Consider the following 23,667-nt stretch of genomic DNA (forward strand, 5'->3'; position numbering starts at 1 on the left):
CATGGGATTAAGTGGCATCAGCCCTCTTTCTTTATTATTAATTCTAGTCATTATTGTCGCTCTTTTTGGCACTTCTAAATTAAAAACCATAGGTACAGATCTTGGTGAAGCAATTCGAAACTTTCGCAAAGCGTTGAATGAAGAACAAACACAGGATTCCGCAAAAGAGGATAATAAATCCTCATGAGCAGTGGTGAACTTCTTGTCATTTTGGTGGTTGCCCTCATTGTCTTTGGACCCAAAAAACTTCCGATGCTGGCAACCCATTTAGGCTTATTACTAAGAAAACTTAATCAGCTTAAAGCACAAGCGGCCGCGTTGTGGCAACAGCAACTTAATGCAGTTCAATTACAAGAAAATCAACGTAAAGCTCAAGAAGCAGACGAGCAATATAAAAAGGAACAATCGTCCTAAATTTAGGAAAACTGATAATGCAAGCCAGCTACCCTAACTGGCTATCTATCTCTTAGCCTCCAAGAAAAATTTGTCGGGAATAGTCTACTTGAAGTGCAAGTCGATGCGTCAAATTTGGCTTTGGTTAAGACGATTAAAGCATTCCCTCCTATCGATTAAAATATGAAGGAATGCTATAAATGTCTATACAGTAAGTCTGGAATTAACGTTTTTTAAAACCAAGAATTCCAGTTCGAAATGCTCCTGCTTTACCTACTGCGGTTGTAGCAGATACAGCCTTTGCCGGAGCAGTCACTGCACCAGGAGCCGCCTTTCCTGCAGCTGGGACGGCAGCAGCTGGAGCGGTTGTCTTCGCGGTGGAAACCCTGCGTAGGGTAGTAAGATTCGTACTGCCAGCTCCTTTCCCCGTAACAATGGTATTAAATCCCGCCATCTTATAGCGTGCTAATGCAGCATTAGTAACTTGCGCATTTTTATAGGTTGCACTCGGAGCCAACGCGAATCCCTTTGCTTGCGCAGCTGATGTGACATTAAGCGCATAGCAAGGCATAACGAGTGCGATTGAAAGAGTCGTTCCTAAACATGCTTTGGATAATTTTGAATACAACATGATGAACCTCTGCAACAAATGAAAACATTTTTGGTAAGTAACAAATTACCTAATTAATAGTATAGTTCCGCGAGGTTTATTTTCAAACTATTGGCCCATGTTTTACACTATTTTTATCATTTACATCCTCCTTTAACTCAATACTTTGAGATAAGTGCATTTGCTTTCAAAAAAATTAATATTTTGTCTTTTTAAGGCTTATACATCTGTTTAAATACTCCTTAGGATGCTTATAATAGATTATGGATGCTCTGGGTGATTGGTTGAATCAGACCTTCACCTAGGCCTACAAATAATGAAATCTATCTCGTAAAGACGAACTCATGGCCTTTCAAAAGGATTTATCCAAAGATACTGCGCTTAAATTCATTATCCTTACGGGGATTGTTAGTCTTTTTGCTGATATGACTTATGAGGGATCACGTAGTATCACCGGACCGTACTTGGCATTATTAGGGGCGAATGCCGCTGTTGTTGGATTTGTCTCAGGCTTTGGAGAGTTATTAGGTTATGTGCTGCGCATGGTTTCAGGCTACCTTGCCGATCGCACGCACAAGTATTGGACTATTACCATTCTAGGTTATACCTGTAATTTATTAGCTGTTCCTTTGTTAGCACTCGCCGGTCAATGGTGGATTGCTGCTGTTCTCATTATTACAGAACGCATAGGTAAAGGGATTCGTACACCGGCTCGTGATGCCATGCTTGCCCATGCTGGGCAGCAAAAAGGACTGGGGTGGGCTTTTGGCTTGCATGAAGCATTGGATCAAACAGGTGCGATGCTAGGCCCTTTGATTCTTGCCCTAGCTCTTTATTTAAAATTAGAATATCGGTACTGCTTTGCCTTACTTTTAATTCCAGCATTATGTGCCTTAAGTACTCTATGGCTCGCACGATGGCTCTATCCACGTCCTCAAGATTTGGAGGTACACCACGATACACTTGAAGTAACGGGCATGAATAGGAACACCGTTTTTTGGTTGTACTTATCAGGAGCCGCGCTTATTGCGGCAGGTTATGCCGATTTTCCTTTAATCGCTTTTCACTTTCAGAAAACCGGGATTTTATCTCCGCTGTGGATTCCAATTTCTTACGCTGTAGCAAAAGGCTTTAATATACTAAGCGCCCCATTACTCGGAGCTCTTTATGATCGTTATGGTTTTATTATTCTGGTGATTATTTCGTTTTTATCTTGTTTTTTTGCGCCTTTAGTTTTTTTTGGCAATTCCAGTATGGCTTTATCAGGGGTTATTTTATGGAGTATTGGCGTATGTGCCCATGAATCGCTGATGCGTGCGATAGTTGCTGGCATAGTGCCTAAAGAAAGACGGGGTTCTGCTTATGGAGTATTCAATACCGGCTTTGGTGTTTTTTGGTTTTTAGGTAGCGTTATCATGGGCGTACTTTACGACATTTCCATTTCTGCAGTGGTTATCTTCTCCATTGCAATCCAATTGTTTGCATTTCCTTTTTTAGGGATTGTGATGGTCAAACTAAAAAAATGAGCCACCCTATGTTTGCGCAGCCAATTTTTTTAAATGTTCTCCTGATAAACGAAACTGCAGTAAATCCGTCCGCGGTTTTGCTCCTATAAACTCAAAGAATTCAATGCCTTTTTTATTCCAAGTAACGGTGTGCCCCTCCAACCGGCAACATTCTTTCTCAATTGCCAATCGAGCAAGATGCGACAACAACAAGGTACCCAAGCCATAGCTCCGATAAAGTTCATCTACAAACAGCTCATCGATATAAAGTATAGGGGCTCCTGCCGAGGCAGAGTAGGTGAAAAAATATAAAGCATACCCCGCTGGTTTTTTCTTATATTCAGCCAATAAGACATAAAAATACCTATTTCGTCCAAAACCATGCGACTCAATTTTGTCTAAAGTCAACGTAACCTCTTCTGGTTTTTTTCGCTCATGTTCAGCCAATTTTTTAACTAAAATCAGGATTTCTTCTTTATCTTTTTTCTTAGCAATTCGAAAAGTAAATTCCATGTCCTACCCCTCCACAACCCAAAATCTTAACCAAAACGATTCACTGGTTGATGACAATAAGGTGCTTTATGATGTTTGGCATAATAATCCTGATGGTATTCTTCTGCCGGCCAAAATGTTTGTACTGGAAAAAGACGAGTAGCCACTTGATAACCTCGTTTTTGCAGCATTTGCATTAAAATTTCCGCTTCTTCCAATTGTTCTTGAGTGTAATAGAATACGGCGCTTTGATATTGCTGACCGATATCAGGACCTTGTCCTGTTTTCTGCGTGGGATCATGTATTTCAAAAAAACGTTTTAAAACCTGGTGGTAGTCGGTTTTATCTTTATCGTAGATAACCCGGACTGCTTCATAATGTCCTGAATTGCCCTGGCAAACCTGCTCATAGCTCGGTTCTGAAGTAACCCCACCCGTATAGCCCACTTCAACACGAAGAACCCCAGGTATTTGCTTTAAAAAATGATCAACCCCCCAAAAACACCCACCAGCCATAATGGCTTCTTCGGTATCTAATACCTGGCTGTCTGCCACAAAATCAATGGAAGCTGAATTAACACAATGACGCAAATTCTTCTGGGTAAAATATTCTCCAGTAAAGACATGTCCTAAATGGGCATCACAGCGTGAGCAAAGTATTTCCATACGTCTGCCATCGCGATCAGGAATCTGTTGTACCGCATGGACAATATTATCGTCAAAACTTGGCCAACCACAGCCCGAGCTGAATTGGCTTGACCCACGAAATAAGGCCAAACCACAGCGTCTGCACAAATAAGTACCGCTTGTCATTACAAAATTGTAAGAACCCGTATGCGGATACTCTGTAGCTTTATCACAAATCACCCTTTTTGCTAAAGGAGTTAAGCTGGCTGTTTTATCTAAATAAGTGTCCATAGACTTTACCTTTGTTGCCCTTGGCAAATTTTATCTGCTAAATAACCCACGGCCCCTGCATAATAGATAGAATTATTATAATGCAAAATCATCTTATAATTGGGGAAGGTTAAGAAGGTTGGGCCACCCAATGGCTGAACGATACTGCCTTGCAAATTTTGATAGGGTAAGGGTTTGCCATCTTCTGTACGCACCCCCATCGTATTCCATTCACTCACTGGTTTCACGATGGTTTTACCCTCTAGGGCCATATCAAATTTACGCGGCAACTTGACTTGGATTGCCCATGGCTCACCTGTTTGCCACCCATTTTGTTTCATGTAATTTGCAATTGAAGCAAATACATCGGGTTTGCTCCTCCAAATATCTTTTCGACCATCTCCATCATAATCAACAGCATATTTAACCCAACTCGAGGGTAAAAATTGCGGCTGACCTGAGGCTCCAGCCCATTCTCCTTTGAAATCAGCCAAGCTGACATGCCCTTCATTCAAGATACGTAAAGCAATAAATAACTCTTTACGGAAAAAATCTTTTCTGTTGGAGTCATAGGCAAGGGTCGCCAAGGCTTTCACTACAGGAAAATTCCCCATATAAGTACCATAGCTTGTTTCCATTCCCCAAAAAGACACGATAAAGCATGGATTTACCCCATATTGCTTTGCTACTGCTTCCAATACCGACTGGTTTTTTTTATATTCCTTACGTCCTATCGCAATGCGATACGCATCGACCCGAGTATTGCGGTACTTAATAAAAGTAAGTCGATGTTCTGGCTGCGAACGCAAAAGTCCTTTAATTTGATGGCTTGGCTCATGGATTCCTGCAAAAGCTTCATCAAAAGTCTCTGGCGAAACCCCTTGTTGCAACGCTTCAGCTCTAACACCCGCAACCCAATCATTCCAATTCTGCTGTGCAAAGGCAACATGATGTACTAGAACAAAGGCGATAATCGCAAGTCCCCACTTTTTCATAGCCCTTCCCCCTGATTCTTTTTGATTATCTGACTGCCATCTTAATATTTAAGATAGACCATTTCTCTTAAAACCATAGCCTGTTCTCTTATTTACAACCTAGTGAAGCACGTGGAACCTCCTGCCACCCACCAAGACTCCAGGACCCTTCACTCAGGCCTCATAGCACTCTGGCTCGCAAAGACAAGCGATTATAGCGTGAGTATTACAATGCTTCCATAAATGCCGTTAAATCGGCTTTTTCAGTTTGAGTTAACTGTAACTGCAAGATTAAGTTAAAAAACTCAACTGTATCGGCAAGAGTTAACAACCGGCCATCATGTAAGTAAGGCGGAGAATCCTTTATTCCTCTCAAAGGAAATGTTTTTATAGGTCCATCGCCAACTGCTTTCATGCCGTTAATCATTTGCGGTTGATAGAATTTTTCTGTCTGCAAATTATGCATAGTATTGTCGGTATAGTAAGGTGGGGTGTGACAACCGGAGCATTTTGCCTTACCAAAGAATAATTCTTGTCCGCGTAATTCAGCAGGGCTTGCTTTGGCTGGGTCCAGTTTACCTTCCCAAGTCAGTTTAGGTGCAGGAGGAAAATCAAGAATTTCTTGAAATTCAGCCATGAAATGAACTTGGCTTCCTCGCTCCAGAATATTGACTCCTTTTTTCGTTGCAATCACGGGATCACCATCAAAATAAGCTGCTCGTTGTTCGAACTCCGTAAAGTCTTCGATGGTCTTTAATGCACGTTGAGAACCAAATAGTCTTTGGATGTTCACACCGCGTAAGGTTGGAGTATTGATACGATGACGAAATTCCTGGGGTCTGATATCACCAACCAAATGCGTTGCTTTATTCGTATGCCCATTCGTATGGCAATCAAAACAGGCTACACCACGGCTTGGTCTGACAGTACGCCGATCTTCAGTTTGGTTAAATTGCTGTTGGGGGAATGGAGTGAGTAATAAACGCAGTCCCTCTATTTGTTTCGGATTTAAGAGTCCGTTAAATAATTCATAATAGTTTTCTAGCGTTACCACTTTACCTTGCGAAACATCACCAAGATCGGGTCGAGTCGTCAGATAAATTGGAGCAGGGTAAGGAGGTAAAAAATGATCCGGAATATCAAAATCCAAATCAAAGCGGCTCAGATCTCTATCTTCCTGTTTTTTTATTTCATCAATAACAAATTTGGGAAATAACATCCCGCCTTCCGGATGATTGGGATGAGGCAGGGGTAGGAATCCCTGTGGAAATAAGCCTTTATTTTTAATATCCTCAGGACTCATTTTTGCGAGCTGATCCCAGGTAACCCCCTCGGCAAGCTTCACGCGCACCCCTTCTTGTACGGGTTTTCCCCCAGACATCTTCACCGTTTTAGACGGGTTATTACTCAGGTCATAGCGCTGTTTTAACAGTTCTTGCTGACGTTCATTAATCGCTTTTTTTTCACCACTCATGCGTTGCAAAATACTATTAAAAGTCTCATGAATGACTACAGGTAAATAACTTGAAGGAACTTGCACATTACTTGCAGAAGTAGTTTGTGGCGGTGCAGAATCAGCAAAAGAAAAAGAACACAAGCTGGACGTTAAGGCCATCACAGCTAAAGATTTTTTTAACATATGCAAGTCCATTTAGCGATACAAATAATTTTTCATCATAAGTTACTTATAAATTCCATGCAATAGAAAGGTAATTGAACTTTAATATCTAGCCTGGTGCAAAGCGTTTACCGTCATCTCGAGTGCAACAGGAGAGCTTCATGTTGTAGCACAATGCACGTGGACTTGAGATGACGAAAGTTCTGCGCCGTTGAACCCAGGTTACAACTCAATCAGATTACTCACTACGTAGAGAAACTACGGGCTCCAATTTTGCAGCACGTCGTGCGGGATAAAAACCAAAGAAAATACCAGTGGCTGCCGAGACCAAAAAACCCGCGAGAGGAGGAAGAAGATAGATTGAAAAATTCCAATCACTAAAATAGGCCAAAATACGTGTAAAAATTAAACCTAAAATCACTCCAAGAATCCCTCCCAGCAAAGAAAGCATCACTGATTCCACTAGAAATAATGCCTGAATCTCGCTATTTTTAGCACCAACTGCTTTACGAATACCAATTTCTTTTTTACGCTCACTGACTGAAACCAACATGACATTCATCACCCCAATTCCACCGACTAAAAGCGAAATTCCACCAATTACACCAAGCAATAAAGTAAAAATATGCCCTTGATTTTCCATACTGGCAATAATTTGTTTGGCACTACGTGAAAAAACACTTAGCTTCGGAGCAATTGAACCAATAATTTGTTTTATTTCTTCAATCACCTCATCGATAGGGCTATCCGGTTTCAACTCCAGAACCACATTATTCACTTTCGCATCTTTACTCACCAGACTAATCCCAGCCAATGGAATAATAGCTGCCTGATTGATGTCTTCATTAAAAAAACCATTTTCTTTCCAAGGCTCAGCCACGCCGATGATTGTGTATAAAGATTGTCCTATACGCAATTGTTTGCCAATAGGATCATCAAAACTGATTTCTTGGATTTGTCGCGCTAAACCGGCACCAATAACACAGTAATGTTCATAGGACTCAACAAAAGAAACAAAATGGCCGGCAGCTAATTTGATGTGCACGATTTTTGCCAAATGCTCATTCGCTCCAATAACAGCTCCTTGCATTTGCTTGCCTTGAAAACTCAAGGGCTGATATGCCGTACTATAAGGTGCCATATCGACAATATAAGGGATTCGCTCAGGCAATTGTTCCCATTGAGCTGCGGAGATAGATTCCATGCTCCCAGATTTTTCACTCGTTTTGGGATAAACAGCTACCGCCAATAAATCGGTACCTAATGCCTTGAATTGAGCTAACGCTTTTTCTGTAGCAAGTTGGCCACAGCTAATTAAAGCAACCACGGCAGCAGTACCTACTAAAATGCCTAAAACTGCTAAAAAAGAGCGTAACTTAGCAGCAGTCAAATTCACTAAAGCTTGCTGACAATGTCCGGCAAAATTCATGATGCATTCTCCGTCATCACCAAACCATCCACAAGGGTGATTTTTCGCTGACATAATGCAGCAACCTGCTCATCATGGGTGATCATAATGATACTACGACCCTGAGCATGTAAACTTAAAAATAAATTCATTACCTCATTACCCGTACGTGAATCAAGAGCACCTGTAGGTTCATCTGCCAAAATCACTTGTGGCTCGGTTACCAAAGCACGTGCAATGGCAACGCGTTGCTGTTGTCCACCGGATAATTGTGTAGGTCGGTGCTGTGCATACTGCTGCATACCTACTCGCTCAAGAGCCACGAGCACTCTTTCCTTAATTTCAGCAGCACCAACACCTCGATAAATTAACGGCAATGCCACATTTTGCATGGCACTAAATCTTGGTAATAAATTGAATTGTTGGAATACAAAACCAATGTTTTGATTTCGTAGCTCGGCTAACTCATCATCGGTTAAAGTGGCAACATTTCGATTTTTTAATAAATAGCTTCCCGCATCTGCCTTATCCAGAAGCCCCATAATATTCATTAAAGTCGATTTACCAGAACCGGAAGCACCTACAATCGCCAATAAATCCCCTTCATATACATTCAGGGAAACTTCTTTTAAAATCGTGGTGCTGATTCCTTCAAGATGATACGTTTTAACAATATTAGAAAGCTTCATTAATGGTTGTTGATTTTTTTTAATCCTGCTGGCATCCGGCGCTTTTAATGCTGGATCCAATTGTTGCAGAACCTGACCCTCTTCAAAGACATTGCTGTTATCGCAATTTATAACAAGATCATTCATAAACCACCACTTCGCCGGCCTTTAAACCGCTCTCAACAACCACTAAATCCGCTTGTGCGGCACCGGTCGTAATCACGCGCTTTTCCGTAACATTGGGCTTAGTTTGCACGTGGACTACACTTTGCCCTTTCTCCCGCTTTATTGCAGCGATCGGTACTAGAAGTTGTTTACCATTATCAACACTAATTTCTATAGATGCGCTCATGCCCACTTTGATCCAATGTTGCTGTTCAGGAGTCAGGTTTCTAACCTCAACTACTGCAGTAAAAAAAGGTAATCCATTGTTGGTGGATGCCTGCGCATTCACTGTGACTAATTGTCCTTTTAATTGATATTTACCAAATGCAACCCCACTGACCGTCGCATCCATGCCTGCTTCAATTTGCGTGATATCAATTTCAGGGACATCAATTTCAATACGGATCCCCGATAAATCACCAATTAAACCAATAACTTGGCCTGACTTTACTGTAGAGCCTACAGTAACACGTGCACTTTTATCCTCACCGGCTTTCGGTGGGTACAGGAGTATTCCATCATCAGGGGCTTTTAAACGAATTAGATTGTGATTCGCAGCCAAAATGGTTTTTATCTTATCGAAATCAGCCAAACTTAAAGCAGATAAATTTTTGGGGCTGTTTTCATCCAATTTTTCCAACATTTCAGTCAGCTTACGTGTGGATTGCATTAAAGTAACCCGGCCGGTATCTACATTTGATTTTTCACTCATGTAATTATTTTTGGATAATAGACCTGAATTCCATAAGTCCTGAGTCCCAACAAATTTAGCCTTTGCTATGGTATAACTGTCTTTGGCTTTTAAATATTCCGTTAAAGTCTCGTTAAATTGTCTTTGTAACTCAGTTGAGTTAAGCGTTAAAATCATATCGCCTTTTTTAACCAATTGGCCATAATGAAAATTCATGGTTTCAACGACGGCTTCGATTGGACTGGCAATGGTATTTTCATGCAAAGGCTGCACCGTTCCCGTAAAATGTAGGGTCTTGTGCATGGTTTGTTCTTCGACTTTATATCGGTGTAATGCAACCGTTTTTTTCTTTTCGTGATGACCACATGCGGATAGAAGAAGCCCACTCAATAATAAAATGATAAATTTTGATTTGTATAACCTATTCATCCACCATACCTTAATTTAATTTGCCAATGCTCCAACGTTGTTCCCAAAGTCCTTTGCAGATTTGATATCTGATTGAGATAGGCCATCTTTGCATTGATTAATCCAGACTGTGCCTGGATCAGCTGATTCTGCGTATTGTTCACATCCAATGCACTCGATATCCCTGCTTGCTGTTTCTTCTTCTCCAAGGCATAAGATTGCTCTGCCAATTTCACTTGTTTGAGTGCTAATTGATAACGTTTTGCCAAACTTCTTATATTGTTAATGGTGTTGGTTATATTCGTTATTAATGCTCGTTTTGTAGCCAGTAAATTTAAGCGGTCTTTTTCCAAGCGTACTTTAGCGTTAATTAATTGGCTGCGACGACCAATATCATGCAAAGGAACAGTTAAGGTCACACGAGCTGCTTCCGTGATGTTATTGCCATTGTAAATACCATTAAATCCACCATTACCCCCAGTGACATCATTCACCACGCCACTTTGCACGTTACCTGACACATCCAATTGCCATAATTGTTGGTTTTTAGCCACCTTGTAGGCTCGCTCATCGGCTCGCAATGTCATTTTTTGTGCTAAATAAACGGTATTATGATTCAATGCCTGATCAATGGATTGCTGTAAATTGGGAACAGCGAGTTTATCTAAAGCAACATCGCTGGGAACTGATATATGCATTTCTGGATCAAGGCCTATAGTCTGCAACAGATCCTGTGCTGCGGTTTGAAAATCATTTTCAGCCTGTTCCACCATTAAACTTAATGATTCGATTTGGTAGGATTGCTGAATATTGCCTGTTGGTTCTAATTGCCCCGCCTTGATTTTTTTTTCATTAATTTCATAAGATTTTTTAGCTTCTTTTAACTGCAATCGTTGATTCTGTAAATTATTGCCACTCAAAATGAGCATTCGATAAGCCATAATGACTTGTGTGACTTGATCAGCAACCGACTGTTGTAAGTTTAATTTGTTTAACCACTCATTGTCCTCAGCATCTAAAAGCGCAGCTTCATTTACCGATTTTCCAAAGCCACGCAATAAAGGCTGGGTTAAAGAAAAATTCAATACCGGATTGTAATTGTTATTTTCATTGACGTTATTATTTATCGATAAATTGGCTTCTGTGCCGAGTTTCGTTTTCAAATTGAACTCAGGACTGGCTAATAGCGTATGGGTCGTGTCCGTACCCACCCCGTTGAACCTACTTTTTTGCACCACTCCAGAAGCACCTAAAGCATATTGCAGTTCAAACTGATTGTGCGCTAACCGTAATTGATAGCGTTGTACGATACGGTCTAGCTCGGCATTTTGAATATTGGGATTGTAGCGTAAGGCCAATAAAATCGCCTCTCTTAGACTCAGCTGATGAACTTTTTTATTACGGGCTGCTGGTGAGGTGGGTAACTCTATCCAGTTGTGTAACATAAATTCAGGATTTTTGATTGCTGTTTGCAATCTTTCCTCTGCTTGTTTTACTTGTAAATCGTCACTTACTGGAATTGACCAAGCATTAAATCCGAACAGGAAGCAGAATACAAAAGATATAACGGCCACCCCTCGCTTACGTGCCTCCCCCATGACCATTAAGTTAAAGAATTTTCCTTCACCCCATGCGGAGAAGGTGCCCATTGAGGTGAATGAGGGTATTGATTTTGACCAATGAGCCCTCTCTCCTACCGCTCTCCCACGAGCGAGAGAGGGAATTCTTAACTTAATGGCAATTAAGGCTGAAGCGATGAAGCTCAACTTGTTTAATAACATCATTTATTATTCCAGACTGCAAATCGCTGCATATCCTGCAAGCGTAATGCAGTTAATTGGCCACCCCAAAGACATCCTGTATCTATTGCATGAATTTTGGGATTAGGACATTTCCCCATTAAAGCAGCCCAATGTCCAAAAACGATATCTACATCAATTTCTTTACGATGCGGTACCTCATACCAAGGATAAAGATTTGCAGGTGCTTGAGCAATAGTGCCTTTATAACCCAACTCGAGTCGTCCTTTTGCATCGCAAAACCGCATGCGCGTATAATAATTAGTAATCACCCGTAGTCTATCGCTCCCCTTGAGCTCATCTGACCATATATCGGGCTGGTTTCCATATAAATTCGCTAAAAAATCGCGATAAGATTCACCCGCCAGGGCTTCTTCGAGCTCCTTGGCAAGCTGCATTGCCTGCGGCAAGTCCCACAAAGGACAAATTCCCGCATGACACATAACTACATCGAGTTCTGGCGAATAATACAAAATGGATTGTTTTCTTAACCAATGGCCTAAGCTTTCACCATCAGCAGCATGCATTACCTCCTGTAAGGTATCATCGTGACCTTTCCATGGCCTACCCCCAAAGAGGGAGGCTAACAAGTGTAAATCATGATTGCCAAGGGTCACGCGGGGCGCAACAGGTAAGGAGCTGACAAAACGTAAAACAGCCAAAGATTCAGGACCTCGATTCACCAAATCACCAACAAACCACAGCCGATCCGTTTTGTCATCAAAATCAATGAGCTCCAATAACCGTTGCAATGGTTCATAACAACCCTGCACATCCCCAATTGCATAATCAGACACCGTTTTTTGCTCCTGGCTTAAGGCCATGTCCTTCATTTTCAAAGGCTTGCCATTTTCCTGCCGCATCTAATTTTTGCAATGAATGAGTTAAACCAGTGCTTTGTTGCTGAGTAAATTGACTACTAAATTGTGCTTTATGAATCAATTCTGTTGCAGACATCGATTCTACTTTTCCACTACTCATCTGCACAACCTTGACGGATTCCGGTAAAGCAAGAGCATACTTAGAAAATACAATTCCAGTTTCCATTTGATTTTTGGTTTCAAATCGGCTGAGAACCCCACCATCAGCAGCACGATTATGTAAGCCTAAAGATAAAAACCCATTTTGAACCGCTTGCCAATTCTTATATTCAGGATGTTCACGAACGAAGAGCTGAAACATTTCTGCACACATCAACATTCCCCCGGGAACCATAAATAGCGGGGCTTTGTTTACCATAATTCGGCCAGCATCTAAGGCTTTTATCATCCATTGGATAAAGTCCATACCTACGGTTTGTTCTTTTTCTAATAAGGTTTCGGGTTGTCCACCAGAAAAAGTACCTGCACGGTAACGACCGCCACTATGAGCAGCAGTACCTCTCACCATAAATTCAAGTAAATAACGCTGGATAGCAATCGCTTCTGCTCGAATTAAGATGGCGCCTAAAGTACCGGCAGAACGTTCATCTTCATTCAATAAGGCAAGCCACACTGCAAGAACTTCGGGATTAGACGCTAACCAGGCAAATCCACTCGCAGGCATTAATGTTCTTGCCAACAATAAATTGAGACGACGTCGAAATTCGATTTCGGGCTCTTTTTCAAATTCGTAAAAGTAATAAACCCCTGTACTGGTCATATTTTCAAGCAGAGGGTTCCATTCTTTTAAAAATTGTCCATTGGCATCATAAAAACTCACACGATAATCAACGAATAACTTGCCTATCCCTTGCAGAATTGCTGCTGAAAACAGTGCATATTGCCAAAGTTTTTGTTCTTCGGAGAGTAGATCAGGCTGCTCTTGTTCCATAAACCCCTGAAAGAGGCTCAATGCCGCTTCCGTACGATTCAGCGCATGATCCACAAGCCCACCTTGCTGTGAATAATAACTATTTGTCGTTTCGGGTAAATTTTGGCAATAGTGAACGAGGTTATTAATCAGGAGGCCGCATAAACTGTCATATCGCGCCGTTTCCAGACCAGATAACATTCTCATTCGCTTAAGTAGTGTCTGCCTCTTATCTTCTGACAAAATAAGGTTTGCATTAACAATGCGTGTTAAATCTTTTAAAGATTTACCTTGTGAGGACAAGGAACCTTTACGCTGACGTTGACGATGAAACAAGGCCATCTCCATAATAATTTAATAACTCCAAGATTGAAAAATTATGTCCATGATGATTAATTTTACACTAATTGGAAATAAATTTCGCTAGTTGAACATATTCCGAAATAGAAATCTGTTCTGGCCTTTTATTTCCATCAACCCCTAAACTACTCAATTGCTCAACAGTTATTATTCCTTTTAAATTGTTATTCAGCGTTTTTCGGCGCGTAGCAAAAGCACTCGCCACCAATCGCTCCAGCTGCGCCACAGATATTTTTTCAAAGGGAGAAACACGATGGGGTATAAGACGGACCACCGCTGAATCTACTTTGGGTTGTGGATCAAATGCTTCTGGGGGTACATCAAACAAATGCTCCACAGCACAATGATACTGCAGCATCACCGTTAATCGGCCATAGGCCTTACTGCCCGGTTGTGCTGCCATACGCGCTACAACTTCCTTTTGCAACATAAAATGCATATCTTCTATGTACGAAGCAAAGCGTAGCAAATGAATTAGCAATGGAGTTGAAATATTATAGGGTAAATTACCCACCACACGTAATTGAGAGCCAAATTGGCTGTAATCAAGGGTCAACGCATCTGCAGCAACCAAATGTAATTTACCCTGTGCAATAGGACGCTCTGCCAGATATTTTTGTAAATCCGTATCGATTTCGACAGCGGTTAAATGATTTAAACGACGCAACAATGGCTCAGTTAACGCACCCAAGCCTGGACCAATTTCCAGTATATTATCTTCTGCTTGCGGATTGATCGCGCCTACAATGTCTTCAATGATGTGCCGGTTCTGTAGAAAATTCTGGCCAAACCGCTTACGTGGGCTATGCCTCACCTTAATTCACCCTATAAATAAAAAACCAATTATAACGTGCATCCTCAATAAAAAGTAGCCTAAGCAAAACGAAGTAGAATGCGGGTTTTCCATGACCCACTCTCAATCGACTTTAAAGTCCAAGCATGAGATTTAGATACCCAGGTTAACTCAAAAAAGCCACCCAAAATTAGCATTTTGGGTTACTTGGGTATAGCATAAACTTCGCAATTTGGTGTAAAATTCGCCCACTATGAACAAGGCTAGGATCTTTATGGCTTATAGAAAAATGTTAAAATCCAAAATTCATCGTGCTTGTGTCACTGAAGCCGATTTGGACTATGAAGGAAGCATTACTATTTCTCCAGAGCTTCTTAAAGCAGCAAATATATTACCTTATGAAGCCGTCAATGTATGGAATATCACTGCAGGTACTCGATTTGAGACTTATGCGATTACCGGTAAACCAGGATCTACTGAAATTTGCGTTAATGGAGCCGCAGCACATCTAGTCACTCCTGGTGATTTAATCATTATTGCCTCTTTTACCCAAGTATTGGAAGAGGACTGTGCAAGCCTGGTTCCAACTGTGGTTTTTGTTGATCAATTTAATCGTTTGAGAGAAATAAGACCTGAACAAATTGGAATTAAAAGCAAAGAACTTGCGGAAGTTTAAAACGGCCTCTTTTCTCATGGGAGGAAATGTTCCCTTCTCCCGCCATCCCAAGGGATCTCCTCATTGAGATGGAGTGCTACAGCATTGAGATCCCTTGTTGAACTCGGGATGACGGAACATAGGAAGGAAGTGCCCGTGAGGATGGATGAGGGTATTGGTTGTGATAAATAAACCCTCACCCTTAACCAAACCCTACTTGGAAGGGATTCCTTTTACCTTAATGAGAATGATAAGGTACTGATTCTAACTTATGCATAAACAATATTCATGCTCAATCATCTTATAGAACTGCGCCGTCGTGGATTACAGACCCTGATTTGGTTTGGCGGATTATTTTTTATTTTCTTTTTTTGGGCGAATGATTTATTCCAGGCGCTAGTTAGCCCACTATTGCACTCGCTTTCTGCACAAGAAGGCTTAATTGCTACCCAAGTAACCTCTCCAGTATTTACGCCACTTAAATTGGCTGCGGATGCGGCACTATTACTAAGCGCTCCAATTGCTTTATTTCAATTTTGGCGGTTTATCAGTCCCGGCCTGTATCAAAGAGAACAAACCACGCTGCGCATCGCCTTAAGCTTCAGCCTCTTGCTGTTTCTAGCTGGAGTTTTGTTTTGTTTCTATCTGGTCCTGCCATTTATGTTCCATTTTTTTGCACACGCGCTACCCAAAGGGGTACGCTACATGCCAGATATGAGTTATGCATTGGATTTTATTACTAGAATGCTCATGACCTTTGGATTTTGCTTTCAAGTGCCGTTGATTTGTTTTGTCCTAGTCCGTTTAAAAATCATTGAGGTCGTGACGCTAAAAAAAATCAGACCCTATGTCATTGTTGGCGCCTTTATTGTAGGAATGTTACTTACTCCCCCCGATGTTTTCTCTCAAATCATGCTCGCGATTCCGCTGTGTCTGCTCTACGAAACCGGGATTATTCTGGCCATTTATTTCATATAAGCTGTTTTGCATTTATTTTAAACAAACTTAGTGCTCACTTAATGACCATTCAATGATTTTGTTTTATAATTCACGCCCATATTTTGAGCATGTAGATGTGAGCATAAAATGATAGAGAAACACGAATTAGTCCTCCAGTATGAAGAGAAACAAAAGCAAATCAAAGCGCAAAGAGAAGAAATTGCTCGGTTGCAAGAGAGGAAGTTAGACATTGAAATACGGATTGAAAAATATAATACAGATAATAATACTATCATAACAGAAAAGGTCCCTGACACTTTAGAACCCGTTCAGCTTCAGGCAAGCGCATCAGAACATCTGGATACCCAAAATAAGGGCGAGGTTTTAAAGTATCTTGACGCCCAATTAATTATTATAGATGAGGCAGCAAGACAATATAAGGAAACCGTACATTACGCGAAAACACAGAAATTATTTAATTTTCTGCAAGCCGTTCAAAATCACCTTGAATTAGGTTTTAACGCTTATGACCGTAATGAACTTGCAAGACTTGCGAATGAATCAGGTCTTCCCAGTGGCAAAAAGCCTGCAAATACTGGTTTTAACCTAATGCTGGAAATTTTAGGAGAGGACCCATCACACTATTTTTTAACTTGGAAAAGTACCGATTATAAAAAATTATCCACTATTGTTCCCAAAAAAATTGAAGTTGTAGAATTTGCTCAAGGCGCAGATGAACGTTATCTTGACTCACTCTCAACTTCCTCAAAAGTATTAGAACAACTCAAAAGCAAAGTAACATCCAACTGTGATGAGCGCGATAAATTAGCCGCTGAAGTCACTGAGCTGTCTTTGCGAATCACTGAAATGGACACTGTTACAATTAAGGAACTTACGGAGCAAGCAGCGGAACTTGATCGGCAAATTAAAGAAATAGAGCACAAAGAAGAGCAGGAAAGAAAACGAGCCCGAGAACAACAGCAAGAATTAGAAAGACAAGAACCAGTACAGCGAGAGGAATTAGCCCGCCAAGAAGAGTTAAAACAACCACGTGTGATTCTTGCCGCTGAATTTAAAAAAATGCTTGAAAACTATAAAAAGGAGCGTAACCAGAATAGGTATTATCGTGCTAAAGATTTTTTTGACGCAACAGATAAAGATTTTCGCGAACAATTCATAGACGAGTTAGCTAATGAAAATACTGGGCTATTCAAAACCTACGTAGACTCCGGAAACAGTGACGCGTTGCTGAAGAAAATTATGACTCAAATCGATGAATTTCCTGGCGTTAAAATGCAGGCTACTCTTAGTCGAATTGTAGTGAAGCTCATGGATGCCGATGCGCAACCTGAGGCAGTAGAAAACCTTTCTGAACAAGCACGACAAGCGCTTTTGGCTTTGAAAAAGAGAAAAGGTAAAGAGGAGCAATATGCCCTAAAAATGCAGGATTTATATAAAAAAATTGCAGATATAGAGACTTATGCAAACGAATTGCCTGAGCCTGAAAAGGGAATAATCGAAAAACTTGCTGCAGATCTTACAAAAGATGTGGATCAATTTGTTTATCAAAATAAAGCTGGAATCCCCAATAAAGTGGCATACCAACAATTTGAAATGAAAGTTAAAGCACGGTTACACAGCCAGGATGATGTGATGTGTGGGCACACAGCCTGGTATGCAACCCTAGGCAATTTCTTATTAAGCCTGGCTACATTAGCAAAATTGGTTTGTTCAAAAGCTCTGACTGGAAGAGCAACGCCCTTCTTTGACAAAACGGAAGCTCAAAAAGAAATCGAAGCTCCAGTTGATGAGATCTTAGAAGATATCCGAACGCTATTCGAGATTTAATTAAAATCAGAGTAATCTGCCAGATCAAATATCATCCCCGCGCAAGGCGGGGATCCAATTTTTACGCAACAAAAAGCTCTTTCAGAAAGCATACCACTCCCTCGGAATGAAAACCCAAGTAGAGTACACCGGCATCCATTCCCTGAAACCCAAAACTACTATAATAGTAATAAGCATTTTAAATTTGTATTATGCAGCCTAATGTTTTTATTACGATAAAATGAATATGCCTAATGAATTAAGATTGACACAACACCTACACGCACAAGCATTATTACGTCAAAATGCCGCTTCTCGTTTTCAAAAAATAAATCAACAATATGATAAAGCGGATCCCAGATTAAAAGATGAATTAAAAAATATAGTCCTTAAAAAACTCAGTGAAACTAAAAAATTAGCCCTCATATTAGTCGACATTCAAAATGACTTTGTGCTGCAAGGTTTTGCCTTATATGCCCCTGGTGGCGAACATACTTTGTTTCGTAATATGGCATTACTTGATGCGGTTAGTGAACTAATAATCGATTATCCCATGCTTGGTCATCATCTTGAGATTATTACCACTCAAGATGCGCATGTGTTCCAACGGACTCTCGACAACATCGACGCACAAATCATGTTGAAAAGTTATGGGAAAATGCATACGCAAAAAACACTAAACATTGAACACAATGAATTGCTGCCATTTAATCCGCTTAAGGGGCAATATGGATTCCATTGCCTTAATGGCACCATCGGTGCTGCGATTTCTCAGCCCATCGAGGAACGGCTAAAAAATCTGAAAGAAAATATCCCGATTTATCGCTTCGCTAAAATCAATTTTTCTGCTCCTGAGGCAGGAATGAAACTTAAGGAAGAAATTGAATTAAGTGATCCTCACTTTTTAAATACAGGGAACCCCATTTATGATGAGTGTGCCCTGACTTTTCTCCAGTTTTTTCACAATCAAGGATACAGCGAGCTGATGCTTACTGGCATATGCGGAAATATTTGTGTACAACAAGCTGCTGAAGGCTTGGTAGCGGCAGGAGAAAAGGTATGCATACTGGATCCCTGCGTTCACTATCTGATTATTCCAGGCATGAACTCATATGATGAAGTATGGACAGCCGTTCAGCAAGCTTATGCAGAACAAGGAATACCGTCTATTGAATTGCCTCATTTTCGCTCGAATCCCTAGTAAAACGGACTAGAAAAGACCCGAACGAACAATTTGCCGATACAATGAATCAGTAGCCCCATAATTCGCTTTTTTGATTCGGTGGTTATCACCTTTTACATCATTATTTTTCTTTCCAATTTCAGTAACCTTCAAGCTTATTTTATTTCGACCGATATATTATTCAAAATGCACAACAAAGAGGCTTAGATGGATAAAATTGCACAATTCAACATTGGAGATTTAGTCATTCATAAACACAGCCGCTACAGAGCGATTGTTGTGGATGTAGATCCGTTATTTCAGGCTTCGGGTCGTTATAATCCACAAGCACTTAAGCGCGAATTTGCTACTCGCAATCCTTGGTATCGTTTATTGGTTGATGACAGCAGCCAAATCACTTATGTGGAGGAATGCATGCTAATCGCAGACACCAGCCGAATGCCTATTAACAATCCGCATATTGGATTTTATTTAAAAGAAAATGGAGGGCATTATAGTAATGCACATCCCCCACATTAAATGCTATTTGCAGTCGGAGTGCATTGTAGCCCGGATTCGCGCAGCGTAATCCGGGAGATGGCACCATTCCCCGGGTTACGGCTTGCGCATAACCCAGGCTTTTACGTATTTCGTAAAATTAAAACTAACAGCGCAATAAAACCAATCAATACAAGCGCTAAAACCCCCATAGTAAAGAAACTTTTATTTAAATTTTCTTTGCTAAATTGCTCAGGGCTTCCTTTTATCGCGCGGTATAAAATAAAAATAATCAATCCGGCACCAATAAGACCCAGGATTTGGTACAAAGTCTCCATAAAATGCTTCCTTATTTTGCTTCAAAACTAAATGCATCTGAGAATAAATGAGCAGGTGAAACCCCACTATTGACCAATGCATCACGGGTACTGTACACCATATCAAAAGGTCCGCTAATCACTATTTGCCATTCACCAAGATCCTGTGGATGTTTGGCGAGTACCAAGGAGGCTAGAGGCACACCATTGTCTTCTGATACCGAAGAAAAATAGTTAAAGCGGCTCACATGAGCTTGCCAAGTCATTACCTTTTCATCCATGTATAAATCATTTTGCAAACGAGCACCCCAAAATAACTCAAAAGGCCGATTATCTGATGTCGCTAATAAGTGCTCGATCATTGCTTTTACCGGCGCAAATCCGGTTCCACCAGCGATAAATAATATAGGGCGGTTTGGATGCAAATGATCAACGGAACATGTACCAAAAGGCAAACGAATATTCACCGCCCCCGATTCTTTGATTTGGGCAAATAACCGCTGATTGTAGGGATTATCCAAGCTATGTCGAATATGAAGTTCGTATTTATGCGATCCTAATGGCGCATTAGCAATAGAATAGCTAAAAGCATCTTCATTAAAAAGAATTTGTAAATATTGTCCCGCTTGATAATCTATGTAAGTCTCTGGAGTTAAAACCAAGCGCATAATACTGTCTGTCAACGGTGAAATATCTTCTACAAGTGCTTTAATTGTTTTTTCCTTCATTTGTCCAACCCTAAAGAAGACCAGTAGCCATCGACCTTTTTTATAATCTCTTCATCCATCACAATGGGCTCTCCCCATTCTCTTTGAGTTTCTCCAGGCCATTTACTTGTTGCGTCCATGCCAATTTTTGAGCCTAAACCTGAAACGGGCGAAGCAAAATCCAGATAATCAATGGGGGTATTTTCCATCATTACGGTATCACGTGCAGGATCCATGCGGGTCGTCATCGCCCAAATCACATCCTGCCAATTACGCGCATCAATATCATCATCACAAACGATTACAAATTTGGTATACATAAATTGTCTTAGGAATGACCATACCGCCATCATAACTCGTTTCGCATGTCCAGGATATTGCTTCTTGATAGTCACTACGGCTAAACGATAGGAACAACCTTCTGGTGGCAAATAGAAATCAACAATCTCTGGAAACTGTTTCTGTAACAAGGGAATAAATACTTCATTTAATGCAACACCTAAAATGGCGGGCTCATCAGGTGGCCGGCCAGTATACGTACTGTGATAAATGGGGGAGTCTCGGTGCGTTATGCGCTCCACAGTAAACACCGGGAAAGATTGTACTTCATTATAGTAACCCGTGTGATCACCATAAGGCCCTTCTGGCGCCTCAATCCCAGGCTCTAAATAACCTTCCAAGATAATTTCCGCACTCGCAGGGACATGCAGTTCATTGCCAATACACTTTGTCAAACGAGTACGTTGGCCGCGTAATAATCCAGCAAAAGCATATTCAGATAAAGTATCAGGAACAGGGGTTACGGCTGCGAGTATTGTTGCAGGATCAGCACCAAGCGTCACTGCAATTGGAAAACGTTCACCAGGATAAGCTTTTTGCCATGCCTGGTAATCCAATGCACCGCCTCGATGGGACAACCAACGCATAATCAATTGATTCTTACTCAACAGCTGTTGTCGGTATATCCCCATATTTTCACGCGTTTGATCAGGTCCTTTGGTGATTACGAGCCCCCAAGTGATTAATGGAGCAGCATCTTTAGGCCAACAGGTTTGAATAGGTAATGAAGTCAGATCGACTTCATCTTTTTCCCAAACATGGTTTTGACATTCTGCACCACTCACATATTTTGGTGCCATATTTAATGCCTGTTTTAACAAAGGGAGCTTATTAAACGCGTCCTTAAATCCTTTAGGTGGATCAGGCTCCTTTAAGGCAGCCAATAATTTGCCAACCTCCCGCAACGCACTGATACTGTCTTCACCCATTCCCATCGCCACACGTTCAACAGTACCAAATAAATTGGTTAAAACAGGCATGTGATGGTTTGGCGTATTAGTAAAGAGAAGAGCAGGGCCACCAGAGCGAAGTACTCGATCACTGACTGCCGTCATTTCAAGATAGGGTGATACAGGATAAGTGATGCGTTTTAATAAATCACGTGATTCAAGTTGTGCAATAAAATCTCTTAAATCAGAGTATTTCATTCATAATCCCCTAGTAACCTCGCTGCCATTTCAAGAAAATTCCCTTCCTCCTCGAGGGAGAAGGTGCCCGTCAGGGCGGATGAGGGTATTGTTTAATCACCCTCACCCCTACCCCTCTCCCACGAGAGGGAGAGGGGATTTCTTTTTGACTTATGGCAGACAGTCCTGAAAGGAGCTTAATAATTCCCGGGTTTCGGCTCTTTGGGCCTTCACCCAAGTTGCATTTTTGATAAGTACTACTCTTGCCGTTTCATTGCATCAAAGAATTCAGCATTGGTTTTATGATTCTTCATGCGCTCAAGCAAGAATTCAATCGCATCACATTCATCCATAGACTGCAGAATTTTGCGCAATATCCAAGTGCGTTGTAGATCTTCTGGACTTAATAACAGATCTTCACGGCGTGTACCGGAACGGTTAATATTAATCGCAGGGAAAACGCGACGTTCAGCAATATTACGGCTCAAGTGGATTTCCATATTACCGGTTCCCTTGAATTCTTCATAAATCACTTCATCCATTTTAGAACCTGTGTCTACCAGAGCTGTAGCAATAATAGTCAGACTACCACCTTCTTCTATATTACGTGCAGCACCATATAAACGCTTAGGTCTTTGCAACGCATTGGCATCAACACCCCCAGTAAGTACTTTACCAGATGAAGGAATCACCGTATTGTAAGCGCGCGCCAGACGAGTGATTGAGTCAAGCAAAATAACCACATCACGCTTGTGTTCAACCAAGCGCTTGGCTTTTTCAATAACCATTTCAGCAACCTGAACGTGGCGGTTAGCAGGCTCATCAAAAGTACTAGCGACCACTTCTCCTTTTACAGAACGTTGCATTTCAGTTACTTCTTCAGGGCGCTCATCAATCAATAACACGATGAGGTAACACTCAGGATAATTCTTTTCTATGGAACGTGCGATGTTTTGCAGCATTAGTGTTTTACCTGCTTTGGGTGGAGAAACAATCAAACCACGTTGTCCTCGACCAAAAGGAGCACACAAGTCAACAACTCGCGCCGTCAAATCTTCGGTACTGCCGTTTCCTTGCTCCATAACCAAGCGTTCGGTAGCAAATAAAGGAGTAAGGTTTTCAAATAAAATTTTTCGTTTGGCACTATCAGGTGAATCGTAATTGATTTCATCAACTTTCAATAAAGCAAAATAACGCTCACTATCTTTGGGAGGACGAATTTTACCTGAAATCGTATCACCAGAACGTAAACCAAAACGTCTGATTTGGCTGGGAGATACATAAATATCATCAGGGCCTGCCAAATAAGAGCCATCGGCAGAACGCAAGAAACCAAAACCATCAGTCAGGACTTCTAAAACACCATCACCATGGATGTCTTCACCTTTTAAGGCGTGAGCCTTAAGAATGGCAAAAATAATTTCTTGTTTGCGCATACGGGAAGGATTCTCGACACCAATCTCTTGTGCGATGTTAAAGAGATCGGCAATAGGCAATTGCTTAAGTTCACTAAGATTCATACTTC

24 protein-coding genes are annotated in these 23,667 nt (G+C 41.1%); 8 read left to right on the forward strand and 16 right to left on the reverse strand.

The annotated features are described in order from the left end of the window. Nucleotide 1: 1 nt before the first annotated feature. Together tatA and OQJ26_RS09570 are read left to right on the forward strand one after the other, a co-directional pair. Entirely contained in the window at nt 2–187 is a 186-nt protein-coding gene (tatA, locus tag OQJ26_RS09565; RefSeq protein WP_265703620.1) for a twin-arginine translocase TatA/TatE family subunit, read from the forward strand. Beyond that, on the forward strand, nt 184–414 hold the full coding sequence (locus tag OQJ26_RS09570) for a Sec-independent protein translocase subunit TatA/TatB (RefSeq protein WP_265703621.1): 231 nt from the start codon (nt 184–186) through the stop codon (nt 412–414). The genes tatA and OQJ26_RS09570 overlap by 4 nt, the downstream gene beginning before the upstream one ends. Nucleotides 415–616: 202 nt before the next feature. Here OQJ26_RS09570 and OQJ26_RS09575 read toward each other — a convergent pair whose 3' ends face one another. Continuing rightward, a complete protein-coding gene (locus OQJ26_RS09575; RefSeq protein WP_265703622.1) occupies nt 617–1,024 on the reverse strand; it encodes a hypothetical protein in 408 nt (135 codons plus the stop codon). 323 nt (nt 1,025–1,347) lie between these two features. Between OQJ26_RS09575 and OQJ26_RS09580 the strand changes: the two genes are divergently transcribed. Next, nucleotides 1,348–2,529 (forward strand): MFS transporter, encoded by a 1,182-nt coding sequence (locus OQJ26_RS09580; RefSeq protein WP_265703623.1) that lies wholly within the window; start codon nt 1,348–1,350, stop codon nt 2,527–2,529. 6 nt (nt 2,530–2,535) lie between these two features. On the opposite strand, the gene OQJ26_RS09585 is transcribed toward OQJ26_RS09580, so the two are convergent. The 11 genes from OQJ26_RS09585 to rsmA all read right to left on the reverse strand — a co-directional run bounded on the left by OQJ26_RS09585 (nt 2,536) and on the right by rsmA (nt 14,592). Next, nucleotides 2,536–3,021 carry a GNAT family N-acetyltransferase gene (locus OQJ26_RS09585; RefSeq protein WP_265703624.1) on the reverse strand — a complete coding sequence of 162 codons (486 nt, stop codon included), beginning with the start codon at nt 3,019–3,021 and terminating at the stop codon, nt 2,536–2,538. A 26-nt stretch (nt 3,022–3,047) separates the two neighbouring features. Next, nucleotides 3,048–3,917, reverse strand: a complete 870-nt coding sequence (locus tag OQJ26_RS09590) for a bifunctional methionine sulfoxide reductase B/A protein (protein ID WP_265703625.1) — start codon at nt 3,915–3,917, stop codon at nt 3,048–3,050. A gap of 5 nt (nt 3,918–3,922) precedes the next feature. Further along, nucleotides 3,923–4,891 carry a lytic murein transglycosylase gene (locus OQJ26_RS09595; RefSeq protein WP_265703626.1) on the reverse strand — a complete coding sequence of 323 codons (969 nt, stop codon included), beginning with the start codon at nt 4,889–4,891 and terminating at the stop codon, nt 3,923–3,925. A 205-nt stretch (nt 4,892–5,096) separates the two neighbouring features. Then, entirely contained in the window at nt 5,097–6,509 is a 1,413-nt protein-coding gene (locus tag OQJ26_RS09600; protein ID WP_265703627.1) for a cytochrome B6, read from the reverse strand. A 217-nt stretch (nt 6,510–6,726) separates the two neighbouring features. Next, nucleotides 6,727–7,917 carry an ABC transporter permease gene (locus tag OQJ26_RS09605; RefSeq protein ID WP_265703658.1) on the reverse strand — a complete coding sequence of 397 codons (1,191 nt, stop codon included), beginning with the start codon at nt 7,915–7,917 and terminating at the stop codon, nt 6,727–6,729. Beyond that, complete coding sequence (locus OQJ26_RS09610; RefSeq protein WP_265703659.1) at nt 7,914–8,585, reverse strand: ABC transporter ATP-binding protein; 672 nt, start codon at nt 8,583–8,585, stop codon at nt 7,914–7,916. Before OQJ26_RS09610 ends, OQJ26_RS09605 begins: the two co-directional genes overlap by 4 nt. Before the next feature lie 118 nt (nt 8,586–8,703). Continuing rightward, complete coding sequence (locus tag OQJ26_RS09615) at nt 8,704–9,849, reverse strand: efflux RND transporter periplasmic adaptor subunit (protein WP_265703628.1); 1,146 nt, start codon at nt 9,847–9,849, stop codon at nt 8,704–8,706. Continuing rightward, nucleotides 9,846–11,432, reverse strand: a complete 1,587-nt coding sequence (locus OQJ26_RS09620; protein ID WP_265703660.1) for a TolC family protein — start codon at nt 11,430–11,432, stop codon at nt 9,846–9,848. The genes OQJ26_RS09615 and OQJ26_RS09620 overlap by 4 nt, the downstream gene beginning before the upstream one ends. A gap of 176 nt (nt 11,433–11,608) precedes the next feature. Beyond that, nucleotides 11,609–12,424, reverse strand: coding sequence for a symmetrical bis(5'-nucleosyl)-tetraphosphatase (locus tag OQJ26_RS09625; RefSeq protein WP_265703629.1), 816 nt, complete (start codon nt 12,422–12,424; stop codon nt 11,609–11,611). Then, nucleotides 12,417–13,766 carry a conjugal transfer nickase/helicase domain-containing protein gene (locus OQJ26_RS09630; protein ID WP_265703630.1) on the reverse strand — a complete coding sequence of 450 codons (1,350 nt, stop codon included), beginning with the start codon at nt 13,764–13,766 and terminating at the stop codon, nt 12,417–12,419. Before OQJ26_RS09630 ends, OQJ26_RS09625 begins: the two co-directional genes overlap by 8 nt. Before the next feature lie 55 nt (nt 13,767–13,821). Next, complete coding sequence (gene rsmA, locus OQJ26_RS09635; RefSeq protein WP_265703631.1) at nt 13,822–14,592, reverse strand: 16S rRNA (adenine(1518)-N(6)/adenine(1519)-N(6))-dimethyltransferase RsmA; 771 nt, start codon at nt 14,590–14,592, stop codon at nt 13,822–13,824. Between the two features lie 253 nt (nt 14,593–14,845). On the opposite strand from rsmA, the gene panD reads away from it, so the two are divergent. From panD to hspQ, 5 genes are all read left to right on the forward strand, one after another. Next, nucleotides 14,846–15,247, forward strand: coding sequence for an aspartate 1-decarboxylase (panD, locus tag OQJ26_RS09640; protein WP_265703632.1), 402 nt, complete (start codon nt 14,846–14,848; stop codon nt 15,245–15,247). Nucleotides 15,248–15,514: 267 nt separating this feature from the next. Next, entirely contained in the window at nt 15,515–16,204 is a 690-nt protein-coding gene (gene tatC, locus OQJ26_RS09645) for a twin-arginine translocase subunit TatC (RefSeq protein WP_265703633.1), read from the forward strand. Nucleotides 16,205–16,312: 108 nt separating this feature from the next. Further along, entirely contained in the window at nt 16,313–18,013 is a 1,701-nt protein-coding gene (locus OQJ26_RS09650) for a hypothetical protein (protein WP_265703634.1), read from the forward strand. A 220-nt stretch (nt 18,014–18,233) separates the two neighbouring features. Further along, nucleotides 18,234–19,193 carry an isochorismatase gene (locus OQJ26_RS09655; RefSeq protein ID WP_265703635.1) on the forward strand — a complete coding sequence of 320 codons (960 nt, stop codon included), beginning with the start codon at nt 18,234–18,236 and terminating at the stop codon, nt 19,191–19,193. A gap of 189 nt (nt 19,194–19,382) precedes the next feature. Further along, nucleotides 19,383–19,694 carry a heat shock protein HspQ gene (hspQ, locus tag OQJ26_RS09660; RefSeq protein ID WP_265703636.1) on the forward strand — a complete coding sequence of 104 codons (312 nt, stop codon included), beginning with the start codon at nt 19,383–19,385 and terminating at the stop codon, nt 19,692–19,694. Nucleotides 19,695–19,795: 101 nt separating this feature from the next. Here hspQ and OQJ26_RS09665 read toward each other — a convergent pair whose 3' ends face one another. From OQJ26_RS09665 to rho, 4 genes are all read right to left on the reverse strand, one after another. After that, a complete protein-coding gene (locus OQJ26_RS09665; protein WP_028382394.1) occupies nt 19,796–19,990 on the reverse strand; it encodes a hypothetical protein in 195 nt (64 codons plus the stop codon). Between the two features lie 11 nt (nt 19,991–20,001). Continuing rightward, nucleotides 20,002–20,697, reverse strand: coding sequence for an NAD(P)H-flavin reductase (locus tag OQJ26_RS09670; RefSeq protein ID WP_265703637.1), 696 nt, complete (start codon nt 20,695–20,697; stop codon nt 20,002–20,004). Next, a complete protein-coding gene (gene ubiD, locus OQJ26_RS09675) occupies nt 20,694–22,163 on the reverse strand; it encodes a 4-hydroxy-3-polyprenylbenzoate decarboxylase (protein WP_265703638.1) in 1,470 nt (489 codons plus the stop codon). The genes OQJ26_RS09670 and ubiD overlap by 4 nt, the downstream gene beginning before the upstream one ends. Nucleotides 22,164–22,399: 236 nt before the next feature. After that, a complete protein-coding gene (gene rho / locus OQJ26_RS09680) occupies nt 22,400–23,662 on the reverse strand; it encodes a transcription termination factor Rho (protein WP_010652211.1) in 1,263 nt (420 codons plus the stop codon). Between the last annotated feature and the right edge of the window lie 5 nt (nt 23,663–23,667).

This window comes from Legionella sheltonii (assembly GCF_026191355.1).
Lineage (GTDB): Bacteria > Pseudomonadota > Gammaproteobacteria > Legionellales > Legionellaceae > Legionella > Legionella sheltonii.

What these genes read in the sequence shown, in the direction of transcription:
- tatA (WP_265703620.1), top strand. Translation starts at nt 2, where the DNA reads ATGGGATTAAGTGGCATCAGCCCTCTTTCTTTATTATTAATTCTAGTC.
- OQJ26_RS09570 (WP_265703621.1), top strand. Translation starts at nt 184, where the DNA reads ATGAGCAGTGGTGAACTTCTTGTCATTTTGGTGGTTGCCCTCATTGTC.
- OQJ26_RS09575 (WP_265703622.1), bottom strand. Translation starts at nt 1,024, where the DNA reads ATGTTGTATTCAAAATTATCCAAAGCATGTTTAGGAACGACTCTTTCA.
- OQJ26_RS09580 (WP_265703623.1), top strand. Translation starts at nt 1,348, where the DNA reads ATGGCCTTTCAAAAGGATTTATCCAAAGATACTGCGCTTAAATTCATT.
- OQJ26_RS09585 (WP_265703624.1), bottom strand. Translation starts at nt 3,021, where the DNA reads ATGGAATTTACTTTTCGAATTGCTAAGAAAAAAGATAAAGAAGAAATC.
- OQJ26_RS09590 (WP_265703625.1), bottom strand. Translation starts at nt 3,917, where the DNA reads ATGGACACTTATTTAGATAAAACAGCCAGCTTAACTCCTTTAGCAAAA.
- OQJ26_RS09595 (WP_265703626.1), bottom strand. Translation starts at nt 4,891, where the DNA reads ATGAAAAAGTGGGGACTTGCGATTATCGCCTTTGTTCTAGTACATCAT.
- OQJ26_RS09600 (WP_265703627.1), bottom strand. Translation starts at nt 6,509, where the DNA reads ATGTTAAAAAAATCTTTAGCTGTGATGGCCTTAACGTCCAGCTTGTGT.
- OQJ26_RS09605 (WP_265703658.1), bottom strand. Translation starts at nt 7,917, where the DNA reads ATGAATTTTGCCGGACATTGTCAGCAAGCTTTAGTGAATTTGACTGCT.
- OQJ26_RS09610 (WP_265703659.1), bottom strand. Translation starts at nt 8,585, where the DNA reads ATGAAGCTTTCTAATATTGTTAAAACGTATCATCTTGAAGGAATCAGC.
- OQJ26_RS09615 (WP_265703628.1), bottom strand. Translation starts at nt 9,849, where the DNA reads ATGAATAGGTTATACAAATCAAAATTTATCATTTTATTATTGAGTGGG.
- OQJ26_RS09620 (WP_265703660.1), bottom strand. Translation starts at nt 11,432, where the DNA reads ATGGTCATGGGGGAGGCACGTAAGCGAGGGGTGGCCGTTATATCTTTT.
- OQJ26_RS09630 (WP_265703630.1), bottom strand. Translation starts at nt 13,766, where the DNA reads ATGGAGATGGCCTTGTTTCATCGTCAACGTCAGCGTAAAGGTTCCTTG.
- panD (WP_265703632.1), top strand. Translation starts at nt 14,846, where the DNA reads ATGGCTTATAGAAAAATGTTAAAATCCAAAATTCATCGTGCTTGTGTC.
- tatC (WP_265703633.1), top strand. Translation starts at nt 15,515, where the DNA reads ATGCTCAATCATCTTATAGAACTGCGCCGTCGTGGATTACAGACCCTG.
- OQJ26_RS09650 (WP_265703634.1), top strand. Translation starts at nt 16,313, where the DNA reads ATGATAGAGAAACACGAATTAGTCCTCCAGTATGAAGAGAAACAAAAG.
- OQJ26_RS09655 (WP_265703635.1), top strand. Translation starts at nt 18,234, where the DNA reads ATGAATATGCCTAATGAATTAAGATTGACACAACACCTACACGCACAA.
- hspQ (WP_265703636.1), top strand. Translation starts at nt 19,383, where the DNA reads ATGGATAAAATTGCACAATTCAACATTGGAGATTTAGTCATTCATAAA.
- OQJ26_RS09665 (WP_028382394.1), bottom strand. Translation starts at nt 19,990, where the DNA reads ATGGAGACTTTGTACCAAATCCTGGGTCTTATTGGTGCCGGATTGATT.
- OQJ26_RS09670 (WP_265703637.1), bottom strand. Translation starts at nt 20,697, where the DNA reads ATGAAGGAAAAAACAATTAAAGCACTTGTAGAAGATATTTCACCGTTG.
- ubiD (WP_265703638.1), bottom strand. Translation starts at nt 22,163, where the DNA reads ATGAAATACTCTGATTTAAGAGATTTTATTGCACAACTTGAATCACGT.
- rho (WP_010652211.1), bottom strand. Translation starts at nt 23,662, where the DNA reads ATGAATCTTAGTGAACTTAAGCAATTGCCTATTGCCGATCTCTTTAAC.